Source organism: Luteitalea pratensis (genome assembly GCF_001618865.1).
Lineage (GTDB): Bacteria > Acidobacteriota > Vicinamibacteria > Vicinamibacterales > Vicinamibacteraceae > Luteitalea > Luteitalea pratensis.
Window position 1 is genome coordinate 1,013,022 of sequence record NZ_CP015136.1, and the last position, 18,968, is coordinate 1,031,989.

Consider the following 18,968-nt stretch of genomic DNA (forward strand, 5'->3'; position numbering starts at 1 on the left):
TCGGCCGTGGCATCCGTACGCGGATGTCCGGTGCCCGTCATCACCGTGATAGTCGCGAATGGCTCTCCCAGTCGGGAAACAGTGTTGTACATTGAGGGGCGCCCGGCGAGGGCTCGCGAGGCCGAGCACGTTCCGGGCTGCGGCTCAGGATGCCCACTGCTTTCCTGATCACACCGTTTTCGCCAGCCCGAGCCGGGGGCGAGCAGGCGCACGTGTACGACGCGGTGCAGCGAGCTGTCGCCGACGCCGTCACGTCCGCTGGACTGGAGCTCGTCAATCCAAAGGAAATGGCGGCCGCGGGCCCGATCGCGGACATGGTCCTGCAGGCGATTGACGAGGCAGACGTCGTCATCGCCATTCTGACCGGCAACAATCCCAACGTCTTCTTCGAACTGGGACGGGCTCGCCAGGCAGCGGCGATTCTCATTTCTGAAAGCGTAGACAACATTCCATTCGACGTCAGACACCTGCGGGTGTTGACCTACGACTCAGAGGCCGCCCTTTCGACGCTTTCCGGCCGGCTCGAGGCCGCCATTCGCGCGACGAGGGCGACACGGCCGATACCAAGGCTGCCGGCGTTGAACCGGCCTGACTATCGCAGCGAGATCGACCACATCATCTCCTATCGCACCACGATTTTCATCGGTCGCGACGAGGATCTTGCGATGGTGGCGCGCGTTGCGGAGGAGCGCGAACCCAAGTACCTGCTTGTGAGTGGCGGCGCCGGCACGGGCAAGTCGGCCCTCGTCGCCGAGCTCGTTCGCCGTCACGAGGAGCGTCGTTGGCCCACGGCGATTAGGCCACGGCTGCTTTTTGTGTTCGTGCGTCAAGAAGGCGGCGCCAACCGCTCGATCGACTTCATGCGCGCTCTGAATGCGCAGATGCTCGCCTTATCCGATGCCGACGAACCGATCGCATTCGAGTCGCCGGCCATAGAGACGCAGTTCGCCAGGCTCTGGACATCGTCGATGCAGCTCGCGCGCGCGGAGGATCCATTGCTGCTGCTGGTCGACGGTCTGGACGAGGCCGCCGTCGAAGGGAGCGCCGATGTCATCAGACACCTGCCATCGACGTTGACGAACTACGTTCACGTAATGGTGACGTCGCGACCGTCGCCGGACCCGAGGTTGCGCGTCGACCTGGGCCATCCACTCAGAGGGGCGCAGGCGCATGAACTGCGTGCCTTCACAGTCGGCGAGGTTGAAGAACTGCTGCGCTCGATGGGCGCAACCCCACCAGAACTGTCGGCGCTTGCCCGCCGGGTGTGGAAAGCGACGAAGGGACTTCCACTGCTGGCGAGATTTGTAAGCAAGGACGCGGTGTCCGATGTCAGTCGCCTCGATGCACTCGAGAACAATCCCCCGACAGACATCCGCGACTATTTCGTCAAGCAGTTCGAGCAGTTGGATGCGATCGCCGAAACGAAGGACTCAGCATGGGCTGTCTTTCGCACGTTCGTCGTCGGTCTCGGGCCGATGACGACCGAGGACCTCACCGAGATCCTCGGCTGGAGCAAGAACCAGGTCGTGAAGGCCATCGCCGCTGGAGAGCGCTTCCTCGTATCCGGTCAGGATGGCTGGGAATTGATGCACGTCGAACTGCGACGTGTGCTCCAGGAACGACAGTTCTCCTCGCGCGAGCTGGGCGATGCGAAACAGGGTGTGGTGGCCTGGTGCAGGACCTATCAGGCGAAGGGCTGGCCGAGCACAACGCCTGTATATGTCCTGCGATATTTCCTGCGGCACCTCAGTGAACGAGAAGAGGATCGCAGCGTCGTCGATGCCTGCGCCGCGGGGTATCTCGAGGCCAAACTGGAGCGGCTCCTGTCGCCGAGAGACTTCGAAGATGACTACTCGGTCCTGCTGACATCGTGCGTCCGGCTCGCCGATCGCGAGGCCTTGTATGCCTTTACTCAGCGGCGCGCCCGCCTCGCAGATGAAGTCGCTGTTCTCGCCCGACTTGAGCAGTGGCTCGATGTGTTCGGACAGGTCGTCCAGTCTCGTGAGAGCGTCGCCTGGCGGCGATGGGTGGTCATCTGCGTCCTTGGCCAGCGGCCGATTGGACTGCTGAATCTCTGTGCGGGGTTGACACCGGATGGCACTCACCCGACGGAGATTTTCGACTCGGCCGAGGCGCTCATAGTGACGCTGGCATTGGGCGACACGCGCGATCAGGCGACCCACCGTCTGGTGCGGGAGCTTACCCGCTGGGGTGCGGTGCCTCTCGCGCGGGCGCGTCGCCTGTGCGAATCGATTGGCGCACCGCACGTCCGCGCCAGCGCGAACCGGTTGATCGCGTCCGGGTATGCGGAGGCCGGCCAGCCACCGAACGCCTTGGCCGCCTTGACTCGAAGTCTGAGCGAGGTCGAGCAAGTGCTCCGGTCCGGGAAGGACGAAAGTTCGATTCTTGCCACGTTCATCGAGATCGCTCAAACGTTCCCGACAGTCGGTGCCAAAGACGACGCGAAGGCGGGACTCGACCACGTCGTGTCGCTCTCGAGCCTCATAGCCAACCCCGAGTCGGCGTCGAAGGTCGTCACGGCCGCTTCACATGGTTTCGCCGTGCTGGGCGATACCACTCGAGCGACGAGTCTTCTGATCCAGACGCTCATTGAAGGCCGCCCATCGCGGTTTGCCGGCATCACCCCAGCCCAGGCGACCAGCGCGATCGTCGAACACTCGAACATCGCTGGCGCTTCCCTGGAAATTCGCGGAATCCTCGAGCGGATTTCTGAAGCCGTCGGCCATGTCGCTGACCGAGCCGTACAGGCGCAGGTTCTTGCCGCCGTGGCTCATGGCTACGCGACGTGTGGGGATATGGACGTCAGCAGCCAAGTACTCGCTCGCGCAATCACGGCCGGGGCTCCGTCGGGAGAATCGGGTGACGACGTCTCGGCGTGCGTCGATACGTACGGCGGCCTGGCCACGGATGATGCGCAGGCGTGTCTCGATCGCGTGCGGGCCACGCTCGAGTCCATCTCGAACGGCCAGGAGCACACGGAACTCGCATCGCTGCTCGCTCGCGGATATTCGATGGCGGGGCGCGACGACATCGCTTGTGACCTGCTGGATCGGGAGTTCCAGCAATTGGTCCGGAAAGACCTCGACCTGTCGTGGGCGCTGTCACATCTGTCCCAGGGATACACGAGCCTACGCGATGTGTCGATCGCGCGACGCCGCCTGGACGGGCTGCTTGAACGCGGTGCGAGTCTCAGGGATGCGATATCCGTGTCTCATGTTCTGTCTGAACTGTCCGGCAGTTTCGAGCGGCTCGGTGTGGCTGACGTGGCGCGACGGATCGACCGCCTTCACGACCTCGTGGCAGAGGGCCTGTCGTCGGCAGTTGATCGATCGGCGGCGTACTCTCGCGCTGCCGCCGTCTACGCAAGGGTGGGAGACGTCGACAACGCCAGCCGCAGCCTCTACCAGGCGGCGCGAGCTGCGGCGGACTCGAATAGCTTCGGCTACTTCGGCATTCACTTGAAGTACGTCTTTGCCAGCTTTCGCGACCGATCGGCGGCGGCTCATGTCCTCGAGCGCCTGCCGGCGATCCTTGTCGATTCCGGGAACACGGCCGTCGTCGTGCGCATGCTCCTTGCTCTTGCACGATGCGCAGGGGCGGCAAGAGATGACGCCCAGACGCGTGCCTTGCTCGAGCGGGCGCATCAGTCGGCGCTGAGAAACTCGGCAGAAGCCGCGCGATGCGGCGTTCTTTGCGACATCGCCCTGGTCGCAGATCGCCTGCAGTGCACCGAGCTCGTCGAAGCCACGCTCGACGACGCAGAGCGAGCGGCGCGACAGTTCAAAGCCGGTTTCGGCTGGTTTGTCGGAGTCGCGCCGATGATCGAGAGCATGGCCGACGTGGTCGGAGGCTTGACAGACGATCAGAGGGCCACGCGGTGGTTGATTCGGCTGGGGAGGATCGTCGTCGACAAACGACCGTCGGAGGATGTGGGCTACGCGCGATCGCTGAGCGCTGTCGCACGCGCGTGCACGAACCGGCCGCGAAGCGCCGAACTTCGACAGATTGTCGAGGAGATGTGGGATCTCGCCCCCGACATCGCCGACGTCTACGAGCGAACACGAATGCTCGTCGCCCTAACCGACGCAGTCAGCCGTCACTCCGGCTCCGACGCGGCCCGTGAGCGTCTGGAACAGTTGCAAGGAACGCTCGCGGCGATGGCCAATCAGGCGAATCGCGCCGAGGTGATGGCGCTGATAGCGGGCTCTTTCGTGGGTATGGGCGAGTCATCGGTGGCCGTTGGTCTCCTGCAGGACGCCTACGAGCTCGTGTTTCCGGAGAGTGGAAGCTGGCAGTGGGGCTCCGCCAGCATCGCCGCCATCTGCGCCATCGTCGGGACCTACGGACGCCTCGCTGACGACACTCAGGCGATCGGCGGTCTCCGCCGCGCTTGCGCGACCGTCGCCCGGCTCCCGTGGGATGCGAGGATGGTCGTCGCCGAGATCGCTAAGAGTCACGCCGCGATTCTCTCGCGCGGCAGCTATGTCCGTATGCTCGATGCGTGGCATTCCGCGGCCGCGCCGGGCATCTTCCCGAATGCGCTGATCGCCCCCGTGTACTGGCGGACCGGCAAGCGCGCGAAAGCGATCGACGTCCTGTCACAAGGCGTCGAGAATTTGACCTACATCACAGATCTCGAGCGCAGGAAGACGGCGCTCTCGATGGTGGCCCATGGTGCCGCGGAGATACAGGGCGATCTCCGCGGCGCGGACGGGTTTCTGACGCTCCTGCGACCACTGACACGGATGGCCGAAGAATGCGGCTGCCCCGAGGTGCTCGCCCTCGTCGGACGTTCGTTCATCAACGCGGGCGAGATCGACGCTGCAGTCGCGTTGTTGACGAGAATGACGGACGCCGACACGTTTGCCGATCTCTGCGCGAATCTCCTGAGGGCCGCGACGTCCCCTCGTCAGCCTGACGAACTGTTCGACCGGATTCTGATCGCCAGCGCACCCAAGGGAAGTGGAATGCTCGTGCGGGCGATCGAGGAGAGAGTGGTGCGCTCTCCAAAGACGCTCTCGCAGGCACACCTGGAGCAACTCGACCGCGCCCTCACTGCATTCACGGACACCGTTCTGGCTGCGGCTGCCGATGGTGGAGAGACGCTCGAATCTGGAGCCGTGGGTGCAGCCCGAGCCGCAATCCTCGTGAACGCCGGACGGTACGAGGACGCGGCACGGCAGTATGCCAAAGCCGCTGAGACCTACGAACTGCAACACGCTGAGTCATGGAGAAGCTGGGGATTGAGCTTGTCGGAACAGGACCTCCATGAGGCGGCCGTCGAGAAGTACGAGAGAGCCTTGACCGTCAACCCCTTGGATGGGCTAACGCAGGCTTTATACGGCTTGAGCGAGAGTAGGCTTGGCCATCCGACCAAGGCCGCCGACCGGTACCGCACCGCTATCCCGCTGTTGCCCGGGCATGCTCGTCCGTCCGTGGCCGAGGATCTCTTCAACGCTGGTTCCAAGATGTTCGATGCGGGCGACTTCGAGAACGCGGCGCGAGCCTTCGCCGACGCCGGGAATTACCATGCCGATCGCGTGAAGTGCGCGTATTGGCGAGGAGCCTGTCGCTTCAACGTCGGGGAACTGAAGGCCGCCGAGGAGGATTTCTCCTTTGCGCTCGAACAGGACGCAACGCATGCGAGCGCCCGCCGCCTTCGCGTACGGACCCGCTTCGCGATGCGTCGCTACGCGGACGCCGAAGCCGATCTCACCGAGTTGATCGACCGAGGTCCCGTGACTGGCGATGCATTCTACTGGCGGGGCCGAGCGCTGGCGTCTCAAGGAAAGGCCGCGGAGGCGTTACGGGACTTCTCGCGCGCGATCGAACTCGATCAAGATGCCCGGTCCTATTACTGGCGCGGCCAGGTCCGTCAGGCTCTGCAAACCTACGCCGATGCAGAAGACGATGCCACGATGGCGATCGAGAGAGACTACGGGGCGCTCGCGTATGAGCTGAGAGGTGAAGTTCGGGAAAGGCTCGGGAACCTTCAGGAAGCCGAGCAGGACTTCAGCCGGGCTGTCGAGGCGGCGCCCGGCGAAGCGCGTCTGCGTCTCGCGCGTGGTCGCGTCCGACTGTCGCTCAGCGAATTCTCCGGGGCCGACGAGGACTTCTCCGCTGCACTCGAGTCTGGTTACCAGCGCAATGAAGTGTCGTTTCAGAGGGGCCTCGCCCGGTTGTCTCTCGGGCGCTTCCCGGCCGCCGAAGAGGACTTCTGTCGGGCCGGGGCCGACGGCGCGGCGAGTCCTGAGATCGCTTACTGGATCGGAGTGTCTCGCCTGAATCAGGGCAAGCTGGTCGAAGCGCGATCCGATCTGACGACTGCCATCAGTGGCGGCCTGAAGGAATCGCGTGTGTCATTCGCGCTTGGCCTGGTCAAAGCTGGCTTGAACGATTATGCCGGCGCCGAGACCGATCTGACCGCCGCAGTCACCGCGGGAATGGACAGCGCGGACGTCTTCCGCTACCGATCGCATGTCCGCTTACGCCTCGGGGCGTTGGCTGGCGCAATCGAAGACTGCACGCTGGTCGAAGCCAAGGCTACCGGCAGCCCTGATGCCCTTCGAGTTCGCGCCTATCTCGACCTGGCGACCGGTGCCTTCGAGAACGCCGTAACCGCCTATCGGCTGGCCCTTGCCGCGCAGACTGACGCGGAAACACAGTTTGAGCTTGGTCTCGCGCTACTCTTCGCCAACGAGTTCGAGACCGCCCAAGCGACATACGCTGATGCGGCATCCGAGGCTGCGAGGGGCGAGGTCACCGCGGCCATCGGCGAACTGGAGTACTGGACCGGAAAGTACTCAGATCGGCTCGGCGCTCCTGACGCATCGAGCGCCGTGGCCGCGGTGCGTTCTACTCTCCTGGGCGCCGCGAAGGCACATGAGAGCTGAGGCAGCGCCATCCGAACATCACCAGTGTCTGATGACTGCCGTCCCGCCAGACCTTCGGTCCCCCGAGCCGGTCCTCAGAACCACGGGGACGTCAGAGGAAGTCGAAGTACATCCTGAGGGCGGCGAGGTGCAAATCAAGACGGCGTCTGGAAGGGGAGTCAGCCCTGTTTCACAAGTTTGGCGTCCGCTCTCGTCTCAATATCTGATGACGCCCAGACGCCGCGCACATTGCCAGCGCCGACGCCTACGCGAGTGCAATCCCCTTGGACGTCCCGTTCTTCAAGCCTGACGCCAAGCTCGAGCGGGCGAGCAATCGCCTCCGCAGCCGCCCGTTCTGGATGGAGCTGCAAGTACTTGGACAGGCAGCAGCGCCACGGACTCCTGGCACGACCTGAGCAATTTGAGTATGTTTGACGTTCCATCAGCCGGGGGCTTCTCATGCTCAGATCAGTCAAGCGATTGGTTGCCACGGGTCCGCTCCTGCTCGTGACGGCACTGTCTGTCGCCGTCGTCTTTGGCATGGCCAAGGCGGCCGCGCAGACCGCGATCAAGGAAATCAAGTTCTCCGACACGAAGCTCAAGAACGGGCTGCGCGTGATCATCTCGGAGGACCACGCCGCGCCCGTCTTCGCCATCGCCGTCAACTACAACGTCGGATCGCGCGACGAGCGGAAGGGGCGGACCGGCTTCGCCCATCTGTTCGAGCACATGATGTTCAAGGGATCCGAGAACGTCGGCCCTGGCGAGCACCCGTACCTGATCTTCTCGAACGGCGGCTCGATGAACGGGACGACCAACAAGGATCGCACGCTCTATTTCGAGATCCTGCCCGCCAACCAGCTCGATCTCGGGCTTTACCTCGAGGCCGACCGGATGCGGTCGCTCGAAATCACCGGGCCGAACCTGGACAACCAGCGCCAGGCGGTGCAGGAGGAGCGTCGGCTCGGCGTCGACAACCAGCCATACGGCAAGACATTCGAGGTCCGCGACGAGCTCGCCTACGAGAACTTCGCCTACGAGCATTCGGTGATCGGCTCGATGGCGGATCTGAGTGCGGCGACGGTCGACGACGTGGCGTCGTTCTTCAAGACGTACTACGCCCCCAACAACGCGGTGCTCAGCATCGTCGGCGACGTCGACACGAAGGCGACGCTTGAGAAGGTGCGCCGCTACTTCGAGTCGATTCCCTCGCAGCCGGCGCCCGCGGTCGTGGACATGACCGAGCCGGTCCAGACCGAGGAGCGGCGCACGACGCTCGAGGACAGCCTCGCGCGGCTGACGCGCCTCGACATGGTCTACAAGATCCCGCCCAGCTCGAGCCCGGACGCCGACGCGCTGCAGGTGCTGGGCACCGTGCTGTCGAATGGCCGGTCGTCGCGCTTCTACGAGGCCATCGTGCGTCAGAAGGAATTGTCGCCGAGCGTCAACGCCTTTTCGGGTGAGAGCCGCGGCCCGGGGCTCTTCACTGTCGTCGGCATCGTGACGCCGGGCAAGGCCGTCGCCGACCTCGAAGCCGCGATCGACGCCGAGATCGAGCGGGTGAAGACCGGGCCGATCGAGCCGTGGGAAATGGAGAAGGCCCGCAACAACGCTCGCAGCCAGTTGGTGAACAACCTGGGCAGCGCGCTCGGACGCGCCATCACGCTCGGCCAGGATGCGCTGTTCTACGACCAGCCCGGCCGGCTGAACACGACGGCGGCGCGCATCGCCAAGGTCACGCCCGAGGACGTGCAGCGCGTCGCCCGGCAGTATCTCGTCAAGACCGGACGCACCGTCGTGATCACTGTGCCAAAGGCCGCGCCGCCGGCGAAGGGAGGACTGTGATGCGCAGGACCACTGTCGCCGTTCTCGCCGTCTCACTGGCGACGCTGCTGCCGCCAGATCCGGCTCTGGGTCAGGCCGGCCCTCAGCAACCGCCGTCGACCGTCGGCATGGTGGTCAAGGGGAAGGCGCCTGTCTCCAACGCCGTGCTGGCGGTCACGCTGCCGCACCCACAGGAGGCTACGCTCGCCAACGGGTTGCGCGTGATGGTGCTCGAGGATCACCGGCTGCCGCGGATCTCGTTCCAGTTGATCATTCCGGGCGCCGGCGGCTACTACGACCCGGCCGCGAAAATTGGTTTGAGCGGCCTCACCGCGCAGATGATGCGTGAGGGCACGGCCACGAAGTCGTCGCAGCAGATCTCGCAGGCGCTCGAGACGATGTCGGCGAATCTCAACGTGGGCAGCGGCGCCTCCGGCACCCAGGCGACGATGTCGGGCAGCGCGCTGACCGAGAACTTCGGCAGGCTGTTCGAGCTCGCCGCCGACGTCCTGCTCGACCCGTCGTTCCCGGCGGACGAATGGGATCGCCTGAAGACGCGGACGCGCGCCGGCCTGACCCAGCAGCGGACCCAGCCCCAGTTCCTGGCGCAGGAGCGCTTCTCGAAGGTGGTCTTCGGCGACCATCCTGCCAGCCGCGTCGCGGCGACGCCGGAAACGCTTGACGCGATCACGCGCGACGCGATGGTCGAGTGGCATAGGACGCGGTGCGTCCCCGATCACGCGCTGATCGCGTTCGCCGGCGACATCACGCTCGCCGCCGCCCGCACGCTCGTCGAGTCGAAGATCGGCGCCTGGAAGAAGGCCGGTGCGCCGAAGCCGCCGGTGGCCGAACCGGTGCCGGCGGGTCCGCCGAAGGCGTACCTCATCGCCCGCCCCGGCTCGGTTCAGACGAGCTTCGTCGTGGGTGCTCAGTCCATGACGCGCACCGATCCCGACTACGTACCCTTGACCGTCGCCAACCGCGTGCTCGGCGGCGCGATGGGACGGCTGTTCCGGCACCTGCGCGAGGAGAAGGGCTACACCTACGGCGTCGGCAGCTTCTTCAGCGCGTCCGAGCATCGTGGCCAGTGGTCGGCGAGCACCAGCGTGCGCACCGACGTCACCGAGCCCGCGCTGAACGACCTGCTGGCCGACATCGATGCCATGCGGACGGCGCCCGTGCCCGAGAAGGAGCTGAACGACCACAAGCGCGCGATCGTGGCCGGCTTCGCGCTGTCGCTCGAGTCGCCGGAGCAGCTGCTCGGCTACTACGTGCAGAGCTGGATGTACAGTCTGCCGGCGGACTACTGGGACAAGTACCCGGCGCTCATCAGCGGCGTGACGGCCGAGCAGGCGCAGGCGGCCGCGTCCAAATACTGGAACGCGTCGAGGCTTCAGATCGTGGCCGTTGGCGACGCGAAGATCACCGAGACCATGAAGAAGCGTGGGCCGATCGAGATGTACGACGCGGACGGGAAGTAGATGCAGTAGCGGCCCCGGACGCGGCCCAGGTCATGTCCGGGGCACGCGCGCGTTGTACTCGCCATGATCGCTCCCGAGTGGAGCGCGAAGGGTAGTGAGCAGGCGCACGCTGCAGATTGATCTATGCGGACGCCCCGACGGGCAAGGAATGTCTTGTCATGGCGCTCGACTTCACGCCAGCGGATCGGCCCGTGTAATTCAGTGCCCGCTCAGCGGGGCTTCGTGTGTGCGCCGGCTCTTGCGAAGGACTGCGGCAGCCCAGCGCACGCCAGCAACTCGGTGAAGCGCGGGTCTTGACGGATAGGGTCGACTCCCAGGTGGAAGCCTATCGACGCGAAGCGGACTTCCTTGTTGTCGCAGCTTCGCTGAAGCCAGTCGAACGCCGGGTCGATGTCGCCGAGCGCGATGCGCATCAGGCCCAGATCGAACGCTGAGACGTAAGTGGAGCGGGCCAGCCGTTCGGCTTGCGCCACGCGTCTCCGCGCTTCGCGGACGTCGCCGGTGGCGGCCAGCCCGTCCACGGCGGAGGCTATCGCCATGAAGTTGTCCGGCGCCGCACGCTCAGCCTCGAGGAACTCCCGTAGCGCCTCGTGGTGACGGCCAAGCTCCATGAGCGCTTGGCCTTTGATCACGCGTGCAAACCAGATGCGCGGCTCGCGCTCGAGCGTCCGATCGATGGCCTCGAGCGCTCGATCGGGCTGGCGCATGGCCGAATACAGATTCGCAAGCGAGACGTTCGGCATCGGCGTCAGCGGATCGATCTCGAGCGCACGGCGTCGCTCGACCATCGCCTCGTCGTATCGTCCGACGGTCTGGAGATGGAACGAATACCAGTGGTGACCGGTGGCGTAGTTGGGATCGAGCGCGAGCGCACGGTGATACGCCGCCTCGGCGTCTGCCCAACGCCGCTCCTGAAAGCCCAAGGCCAACGCGAGACTGAGATGCGCCTCGGCCAGACCGGGGTCGAGCAGGAGAGCTTTTTCGGCGGCCGCGCGCAGGGCCGGGCCGGTCTCCCACGGCGGGGCGTAGGCAAAGTACCCCATCGGCGACCAGGTGTTCGCGACCCACGCGTAGGCCAGCGCGTAGTTCGGGTCGCTGGCCGTCGCCCGCTCGAACGCCGCGAGCGCCTCACGCAGGTCGCGCCTCGTCCGCCGTTCGAAGTGCAGCCGTCCCCGCAGGAACCATTGATACGCGTCGAGACTCTCCGTCATGTGACGGGCGAGCGCCGCGCGCTCCTTCCCGCTCATTGGCACGTCGAGCCCCGCCGCGACGCGCTGGGCGATCTGTGATTCCAGCCACATCAGATCGCTGACGGGCACCTCGACGGCACCTTCCCAGAGCACGCGCTCGCCGTTGGTGGACACGATACGCAGCGCGATCGCGAGCTGCTGGCCAGTTCGCGTGGCGGCCCCGCTCAGCCGGGCGTCCACGCCGAGCTCGCGACTCAGTGCGCGCGGATCGGCGGTAGCGCCTGCCGGCCACGGCTTGACGGTGAGTGCGTGCAGTCGACCGAGCCGCCTGCCGATCGCAACCGCCAGCTCGCTTCCCAGGTTCGGGTGCATCTCCCCCGCGCGCAGCTCGAAGGGCTGCACAGTCAGCGACCGCACGAGCGGCGCGGCCGATTGTCTCGCGGGTCCGGATGACAGCAGCCATGCGGAAAGCAGCGTGCCGGCCACTACTACGCCCGGCAGGGCGGTCCTGCGTGCCCGGCCCACATCCAGCGGCATCTGTCGAGCTTCAGTACCCGGCGAAGCGGCCAGAGGCGCAGCGACGGCAGCCGGCAAGGCGACGGGGCTGGACGCCGATGCTCCAGGCTCGGTCGGCAGCCCCTGCACGTCCGCGAGAAAGCGGTAGCCGCGTCTCGGGACGGTCTCGATGAAGCGGGGAGCGCTGGCGGAATCGCCGAGGGCGCGCCGGACCTTGGTGATCGCGGCGTTCAGGCTCGCGTCGAATTCGACGAAGGTTTCGTTCGTCCAGACGAGCTGCCTCAGTTCCTCGCGCGTGACCAACTCGCCCGGCCTGCTCACCAGACGGCTGAGAATCCGGGCCGGCTGCTCCTGAAGGGGCACGCGGCGCCCGTGTCGACGCAGGACCCCCGCGTCGAGATCGAGCTCGAACGTCCCGAAACTCACGAGACGACCGTCATCGACGATGGCCATCGGACGAGCAGGCGGCAAAGCGGATCTCAGCATCACGCGCGCGAGTCAGAGCCGTCGGTAAACCTTGTTTCATCCGGACTTACGGGTTCATGCTCGTTTCACTTCCATACCCGCGCAAACCGTAGTTTCTGCGCCTGACATGGGTGCCTGGGAGTGAATCCCAGCTCTTCCAAGGAGCAACGCAGATGCGCACGACAATCCTCGGTGCGACGCTGGCAGCCGCCCTGGCGGCTACGGCGGGACACGGCATTCAAGCGACGCATTCGTCCGCAGCCGTGGTCCTGAAATGGAACCAGCTTCTTCAGACCACGCTGCCTCAGCCGGGCAATCCGCTGAGTCCCCGTTTCTACGCGATGGCGCACATCGCGATGTTCGATTCGATCAACGGAATCGAGCGAGACTTCGAACCGTATCGGGTCCGTCTGCGGCCAGGGTTGTGGGGATCGGCCGAGGCGGCCGCCTCGCAGGCCGCGCATGACGTCCTCGTGGCCCTCAATCCCTCGGCGACCGCGGCCTACGACGAAGCCCTTGCGGCCGATCTCGGCGAGCATCCATCCGGCTTCGTCCACCGCGGCGCCGAGATTGGCGCCCACGTCGCCAGGGAGATCCTGGCGTGGCGGCAGCAAGACGGCTGGGTTGTCCCGGCGTTTCCGCCTTACGCCGAGCCGCTCCTTCCCGGGCGCTGGCAGCCGACACCGCCGGCCGGCACCGCCGCCACGTTCACCCATCTCCAGCATGCGCTGCCGATGGCGCTGCTCTCGGCGACACAAGTCCTGCCGCCGCCCCCGCCGTCGCTCACGAGCGGCCGATACGCTGCGGATCTCAATGAGGTGAAGCTCCTCGGCAAGTCCGACAGCACCGCGCGGACCGAGGAGCAGACCAACATCGCGCGCCTCTGGTCAGGCGTCGGCACGACCACCGGTTTCTTCCCGGTGTGGAACAACGTGGCTCGCGATGTCGTCCTCGAGCGGAATCTGTCGCTGGTCGAAACGGCCCGCGTGTTCGTGCTCGTCAACGTCTCGATCCACGATGCTCTCCAGACGACACAAGCGAGCAAGTTCGTGTACGGCATGTGGCGCCCCGTGACGGCGATCCGCGCGGCCGACACCGATCTGAATTCCGAGACCGAGCCAGATTCGACCTGGCTGCCCTTGATCACCACGCCTCCGTACCCGTCGTATGCCGGCAATCTGGCGACGATCGGCGCCAGTGCGGCGCGCGCCCTCGAGCACGTCAGCGGCACGAACGATGTGCCAGTGGCCATCACGTGGACTGGGCTCGGCGGGCTACCTCCCGTCACTCGGCACTTCGACGGTTTCCAGCAGGCAGCCGATGAAGAATTCATGGCCCGCATCTACGGCGGCGTCCACTACCGGTTCGACCAGCAGGCCGGTCAGCAGGCCGGCGTGTCGGTGGCCGACTATGTGTTTGCCAACTTCATGCGGCCGCGCGGTCGATGGCTCGACTGAGAGACTCCGCGTCCTGACCCACCGATGACAGTCGCGAGGCTCGATCCACTCGAGCCTCGCGAGGCGGCATCGTCCCCCACGACACGCGGGAGCCGCGAACTCTCGAAACGCAGCGTTGTCCCGGATGTTGGTTGCGCCACTCCAGGTGCCGGCCCTATGGGCAAGGCGATGACGCTCAGCTGCGAGGGCGGCGTTGGTGCACGGTTGCGGACGGCGCTATGGTAGCCGGCGGTGGAACCGTGGCGTGTCGACGGCGCACGCCGCATGATCGTGGGATGACGTCGCGGGTGTAACCGACGTACAAGATGCACTGTCGGGTTGGGCAATGGAGGTGTACGAGCGCCCTGGTCAGGCGGGGCGACCTGACGCTGTGGTTGTTCCCTGATGCCAGGGCTGCCTGAAGAGTTCCGCCGTCCGGTCGACCGGGCGGGCAGCCACGGTTCGCGGACCTCGCGATCGAGACCGCCTGACACTCCGGCTTGCGTTCCACTTGCCCTTGCTGTCAACGGAGGGTTCGTCCGGTCGATCCTGACTGCGATGCGCGCCGGTCTCGACGCCTGGGCCATCGACGCTGCCGCGACGGAGTCAGTTACTCGACGTCGCGACGCGCGACATGCCGGCCACAGGCCGCTGCATCTAATCGTCGACAGCACAGGCCTCTCAGGGGTTGGCGAAGGGGAGTGGGCCGCCGCGAAACACGGCGGACGTGGCACGCGAGGCTGGAAGAAGCTCCACCTGGGTGTCGCACACCCACCATGCGATGAGGCTCGGAAGGCGAACGACGTGTCCCCCATGGACGCCGGTCCACTCGTCCGCCCAGTGGTTCCCGAGCGATTGGGACCGCCCGGCAGCGTCGATCGCCGCTCTTGACATCAAGTAGCCACACGGCTACAGTCCGGAGCGATGGTCGAGGTGCGTCGGACCGAGCGCTTCGCGCGATGGCTGGATGCCTTGCGCGACGTGCGCGGCCGCGCACGGATCCAGGTGGCATCGAACGCCTGGCAGCGGGCAATCCAGGCGATGTCGCACCGGTTGGCGAGGGAGTGTCCGAGTTGCGGATCGACGTTGGGCCAGGGTATCGCGTGTATTTCACCCGACGGGGCCGCGCGGTGATCATCCTGCTGGCGGGCGGCAGCAAACACACACAGACCGCCGACATCAGAGTCGCGCTGCGGTTGGCGCGCGGCTTGTCGAAGTAGCCGATGAAAAAGGGAACTGTGACCGTCCGGTACGATGTGGCAGAACATCTCAGGACCCCTGAGGAGATGGCCGCTTACCTTGAGGCGTGTCTTGAAGAGGCTGACGGCGACGCGGCATTCGTCGCAAAGGCGCTTGGCGACATCGCACGAGCGAAGGGTATGAGCCAGGTGGCTCGAGATGCAGGGCTCTCGCGCGAAAGCCTTTACAAGGCCCTGTCGGGTGAGCGCAGCCCTGATTTCGACACCGTCCTCAGGGTGATGGCCGCCCTCGGATTGAGACTGCATGCCGAAGCCGCCCAAGGATGACCTGAACGGTCGCAGCGGTTCGTGGCCTCCGAGCCCGCATCGGCTCGACGCAATGATCGAGGAGGCCACAGTGGAAGCCTACGGCGAGTCCGAACAGGCGACCGCCTTCCTGACCACGCTCGAAGAATATCTGCCGCTTCCATTTGGTGCGACCGTTCTTGGCGACGCGTTGGCAATGTAGAATCTGTAACTTACAGATTCTAAAAGACCTGACAGAGTTCGAACCCCACCCTCTCCGCCATCACCCAAACGATTGATTTCTGTACCACCTCGCCACGTAGGTGGCCTTTCCACCCGCTTCGTCAGTCCATTGACACGAGAAAGCCACACGAACGGAGAGGCTTGGCGATTGATCGATTCGTTTCGTCGCACCTCTGCGAGCTCCTGGCGACATACCACGAGGGAACGGCGTCGTCGGTACGCGTCGCCGCGAAGAGCTGGGCGTCGCAGTCGAAATGTAGAGCGCGGTCGCGTCACCTCACGGCTGCGCCGAGTAGAGCGCATGGTGTGTGAGGATGAAGAGCGTCCGCCGATCCTTGCCGCCCAATAGGAGCTGCAGCGGACGCGCCGGCACGTCGATGCGACCGACCTCCTTGCCGTCCGGCGCGTAGACGAACACCTGACCATTGGCGACGTACACCCGCCCGTCCGGACCGACCGCGACGCTCTCACCGCCGCGGTTGGCGAACACCCTCAGGTCGGTGACTGCGCCGCCGGCGCCGAGCAGGCCGCTGTAGGTCTTGATCTCCGATCCGTTGGTCACGAATACGCGCGACCCGGGCTTTGCGGTGATGAAACCGTAGGTCTGCATCGCGTTCGACCAGCGCCAGCCGGGCCCCTGTTGGAACGTGCGAAGCGCCGGCAGGGCGAGGCTGCCGTCGGGCGAGACGTAGTAGCGGGCGTTGGGAACGGCCATGTCGCGGGCGAACATCTCGGCCAGCGTCGTGAAGTGGTCGGCCCTCGGGTCCTACTGGTCCTCGAACTCGCCGTTGTTCCAGTAGTTGGCCGGCAGCACGAGCTCGCTGCCCGCGGGCGGTGCGGCCGTCGTCGGTGCGAGCACCGACATCTCGGTCTCTGGTGAGCCCGGCTTGAAGCTGTACACGGTCCCCTCCGGGCCTTCGGCCGAGAGCACTACCAGGTTGCCGGCTTTGTCGACGGCGAGATTGACCGGGTCGAGGCTGGTGTCGCGCTCCAGCGTCAGCCCGTCCGCTGCGCTCCAGCCGTGGATGCGATGGAACTTGCGCTCCACGAACCACAGCTTGCCGTCGGGGCCGACGGCGCCGCCCGAGATCGACCAGAAGCCGTCGGCGAGCTTCGAGACCGTGACGCCCGATGCCGGCGCAGGCATGGGCTGCGGCTTCACGTCTGTCGGGATGTCGAGCACGGCGAACTCGCGCTCGCGCACCTGCAGCCCGCGGGTCACGTCGACGATGGCGTTCTCGTAGGGGAACTTGCTCGCCCGCAGGAAGGTGGCGGGGCCGAGGCTGTCGGCGGTCCCGAGCCCGCTCTCGGCGTTGACGTGAACGTTGCGGAAACGGACGCCGGCGACGTTCTCCAGCCGCACGGCCATCGGCGCCGGCTTGACGGTGCGGGTCACGCGGTAGCCGTGATAGTTGGTGACGAGGATGTTGCGTGCGTTGCGGATGTCGAGGCTGACGGCGTCCGGGCTCTCGCCGACTTCCTCCTCGGTTTGCGGGGCGTGCAGCTCCCAGTTCTCAACGCGGTTGAGGCCGATCTCGACCCGACCGTGGTGCTCGGCAGAGAGCTGCAGGATGCGACCGGGCGTCTTCGTGTCGGAGACGTAGAAGCCGGACTGGGCGTAGGTGTTCACACTCCAGACGTTGGTGAACGTGCCCCCACCGCCGTCGGCCACCCAGATGCTGTGGTACTGCACGTCCCAGCGCTTCCGCGGGTCCTTGTCGCCGGCGTGGTAAGGGTCGTACGGATCGAAGCGCGAGCCATCCTGCAGGAACGTGCCGTGCCCGCCCTGGAGCTTGACGTCGTCAACGAGCGACGTGGCGCCCGCTTTCCAGAGCAGCGCCGTCGCCCGCGCGTTGATGCCGCCGGTGAACAGCCCGAACCCGCTCACGATGTTGTCGCCGCCCTTCGGGGCCTCGATCAGCGGCTTCGGTCCGCCGACGCCCTGAAAGCCTCTGGTGCCGTCGGGGATGACGATCTGCGTCGTGCTCGGGTGCAGCGCGATCAGCGCCGTCTCCGGTTTCAGCAGCAGAGTGTCGGTGATCTGGTAGAAGCCGCTGGGGAAGTAAAGGACCCGATGCGCTTCGATCGCCGCCTTGAGCGCGGCCGTGTCGTCGGTCTTGCCGTCACCCGTGACACCGAGCGTCCGGACGTTGACCCACTGATCGACCGGCGGCAGATTGCGAATCACCTTCGGACCGACTATGGGCAGGCTCGCCAGTGGCTCGGCGTCGAAGCGCGTCTCGTAACGGCCGAAGGCGCCGAGCGCCGGCAGGGTCAGGCCGTACGTGAACGCCTTGACCCGATACCCGCCGGCGCGGCCGACCGTCTTGCCGCTGTCGCGGAATCGCGCGAACACCGGCGTCCCGGTGGCGACCGCGTCGTCGAAGCTGACCTGAGTAAAGGCGTTGTCCTCGTTGGACACGATCACCGCGGCCTTCGACACGTTCTCGAACCGCAGGCGCTGGCCGTAGAGCCAGTCGCCGTAGCCGCGATCGATCTCGATGCCGACCGGCGTGTCCCTGAACGTCACGTTGAGCATCGTCAGCCCGGCCTCGTGCTCGCGGATCCCGGCGTCGCGCTGGCCCTCGAACGTGCTGTCCACCAGGGTGAACGACCAGGCCGGCGACGGCTTCTCGGTGACGATGCCGTAGCGCCCACCCTTGAAGTGCAGGTCGGCGCCGTAGTTGCCGACCATGTAGACGCCGGCGAACGCGCTCCCGAGGTCGAAGTCCATGTGCTGGAGGTAGGCGTGCTGCGCGGCGTGGAAGCGGATGGCGGCCGCGCCTTCGTTACCAGCGCCGATCTGGATGTCGATGTTGCCCATCGCCGGATAGAACGTACCGGGATTGGCGTCGGCGATGTTGTCGTTGAACGGCACGCTGCCGGGCGGCGGGAAGGGCGGCTTGCGGGCGAAGCCGGGTGGCGGTGGCTCGACGCCGCGGCCGGCGAAGATCACCATGTTCTTGATGCCCTCCTGGAAACCCGGCGTCCGGTCCGCCAGGAGCAGCACCGGCCGCGTCGGTCCGATGCCGATCAGGCGCACGCCAGGCCAGACGTAGATCGTGCGGGTGAGGTTGTAGCGGCCCGAGGGAAGAAAAACGATGCCGCCGGCGCCGCGGTTCGAGGCGGCATCGAGCGCCTGCTGGATGGCGGCGCTGTCGTCGGCAATGCCGTCGCCGGTCGCGCGGATCGTGATCGCCTTGGGGTCGTCGGGCGCGGAGCGGTAGACGGAGGGCCCGCCCCAGGCCGGAACGGCGGCGGCCAGGCTTGCCAAAGCAGCGGCAGCTCGGATTGTCTTCATGGAGGCGACGACTCTACTACCACGTCGCCGATCTCAGACGCGGAGGACAACGCCATGACGCCTTGCGGTCGACGCACGCGACGCGAATTCCTCAAGAACCGGGCCTGCCGAGGGGGCGCTGGCCGTCTGGCAGCA

The 18,968-nt window shown here is 65.9% G+C and carries 7 protein-coding genes and 2 pseudogenes; 7 read left to right on the forward strand and 2 right to left on the reverse strand.

The features are described from left to right. Window positions 1–149 precede the first annotated feature (149 nt). The 3 genes from LuPra_RS04355 to LuPra_RS04365 all read left to right on the forward strand — a co-directional run bounded on the left by LuPra_RS04355 (window position 150) and on the right by LuPra_RS04365 (window position 10,198). Window positions 150–6,914 (forward strand): ATP-binding protein, encoded by a 6,765-nt coding sequence (locus LuPra_RS04355; protein ID WP_110169618.1) that lies wholly within the window; start codon window positions 150–152, stop codon window positions 6,912–6,914. A 438-nt stretch (window positions 6,915–7,352) separates the two neighbouring features. Next, window positions 7,353–8,738 (forward strand): M16 family metallopeptidase, encoded by a 1,386-nt coding sequence (locus LuPra_RS04360; RefSeq protein ID WP_110169619.1) that lies wholly within the window; start codon window positions 7,353–7,355, stop codon window positions 8,736–8,738. Next, the gene (locus LuPra_RS04365) at window positions 8,738–10,198 is read left to right on the forward strand and encodes a M16 family metallopeptidase (RefSeq protein WP_110169620.1); all 1,461 of its coding nucleotides are present in this window, start codon (window positions 8,738–8,740) and stop codon (window positions 10,196–10,198) included. The genes LuPra_RS04360 and LuPra_RS04365 overlap by 1 nt, the downstream gene beginning before the upstream one ends. Window positions 10,199–10,407: 209 nt before the next feature. Here the strand turns inward: LuPra_RS04365 and LuPra_RS04370 are convergent, their stop codons facing one another. Next, window positions 10,408–12,357 (reverse strand): winged helix-turn-helix domain-containing tetratricopeptide repeat protein, encoded by a 1,950-nt coding sequence (locus LuPra_RS04370; protein WP_162271293.1) that lies wholly within the window; start codon window positions 12,355–12,357, stop codon window positions 10,408–10,410. Window positions 12,358–12,542: 185 nt separating this feature from the next. Between LuPra_RS04370 and LuPra_RS04375 the strand changes: the two genes are divergently transcribed. The 4 genes and pseudogenes from LuPra_RS04375 (at window position 12,543) to LuPra_RS04390 (ending at window position 15,512) form a co-directional block, all read left to right on the forward strand. Continuing rightward, complete coding sequence (locus tag LuPra_RS04375) at window positions 12,543–13,826, forward strand: vanadium-dependent haloperoxidase (protein ID WP_110169622.1); 1,284 nt, start codon at window positions 12,543–12,545, stop codon at window positions 13,824–13,826. 903 nt (window positions 13,827–14,729) lie between these two features. Then, a pseudogene (locus LuPra_RS04380) lies at window positions 14,730–15,025 on the forward strand (type II toxin-antitoxin system RelE/ParE family toxin). A gap of 3 nt (window positions 15,026–15,028) precedes the next feature. Further along, window positions 15,029–15,331 carry an addiction module antidote protein gene (locus LuPra_RS04385; RefSeq protein WP_110169623.1) on the forward strand — a complete coding sequence of 101 codons (303 nt, stop codon included), beginning with the start codon at window positions 15,029–15,031 and terminating at the stop codon, window positions 15,329–15,331. Next, the gene (locus tag LuPra_RS04390; RefSeq protein ID WP_110169624.1) at window positions 15,309–15,512 is read left to right on the forward strand and encodes a hypothetical protein; all 204 of its coding nucleotides are present in this window, start codon (window positions 15,309–15,311) and stop codon (window positions 15,510–15,512) included. The genes LuPra_RS04385 and LuPra_RS04390 overlap by 23 nt, the downstream gene beginning before the upstream one ends. Window positions 15,513–15,809: 297 nt before the next feature. Here the strand turns inward: LuPra_RS04390 and LuPra_RS04395 are convergent. Beyond that, window positions 15,810–18,833: pseudogene (locus LuPra_RS04395) on the reverse strand (glycosyl hydrolase family 28-related protein). Window positions 18,834–18,968: the final 135 nt, after the last annotated feature.

What these genes read in the sequence shown, in the direction of transcription:
- LuPra_RS04355 (WP_110169618.1), top strand. Translation starts at nt 150, where the DNA reads ATGCCCACTGCTTTCCTGATCACACCGTTTTCGCCAGCCCGAGCCGGG.
- LuPra_RS04360 (WP_110169619.1), top strand. Translation starts at nt 7,353, where the DNA reads ATGCTCAGATCAGTCAAGCGATTGGTTGCCACGGGTCCGCTCCTGCTC.
- LuPra_RS04365 (WP_110169620.1), top strand. Translation starts at nt 8,738, where the DNA reads ATGCGCAGGACCACTGTCGCCGTTCTCGCCGTCTCACTGGCGACGCTG.
- LuPra_RS04370 (WP_162271293.1), bottom strand. Translation starts at nt 12,357, where the DNA reads ATGGCCATCGTCGATGACGGTCGTCTCGTGAGTTTCGGGACGTTCGAG.
- LuPra_RS04375 (WP_110169622.1), top strand. Translation starts at nt 12,543, where the DNA reads ATGCGCACGACAATCCTCGGTGCGACGCTGGCAGCCGCCCTGGCGGCT.
- LuPra_RS04385 (WP_110169623.1), top strand. Translation starts at nt 15,029, where the DNA reads ATGAAAAAGGGAACTGTGACCGTCCGGTACGATGTGGCAGAACATCTC.
- LuPra_RS04390 (WP_110169624.1), top strand. Translation starts at nt 15,309, where the DNA reads ATGCCGAAGCCGCCCAAGGATGACCTGAACGGTCGCAGCGGTTCGTGG.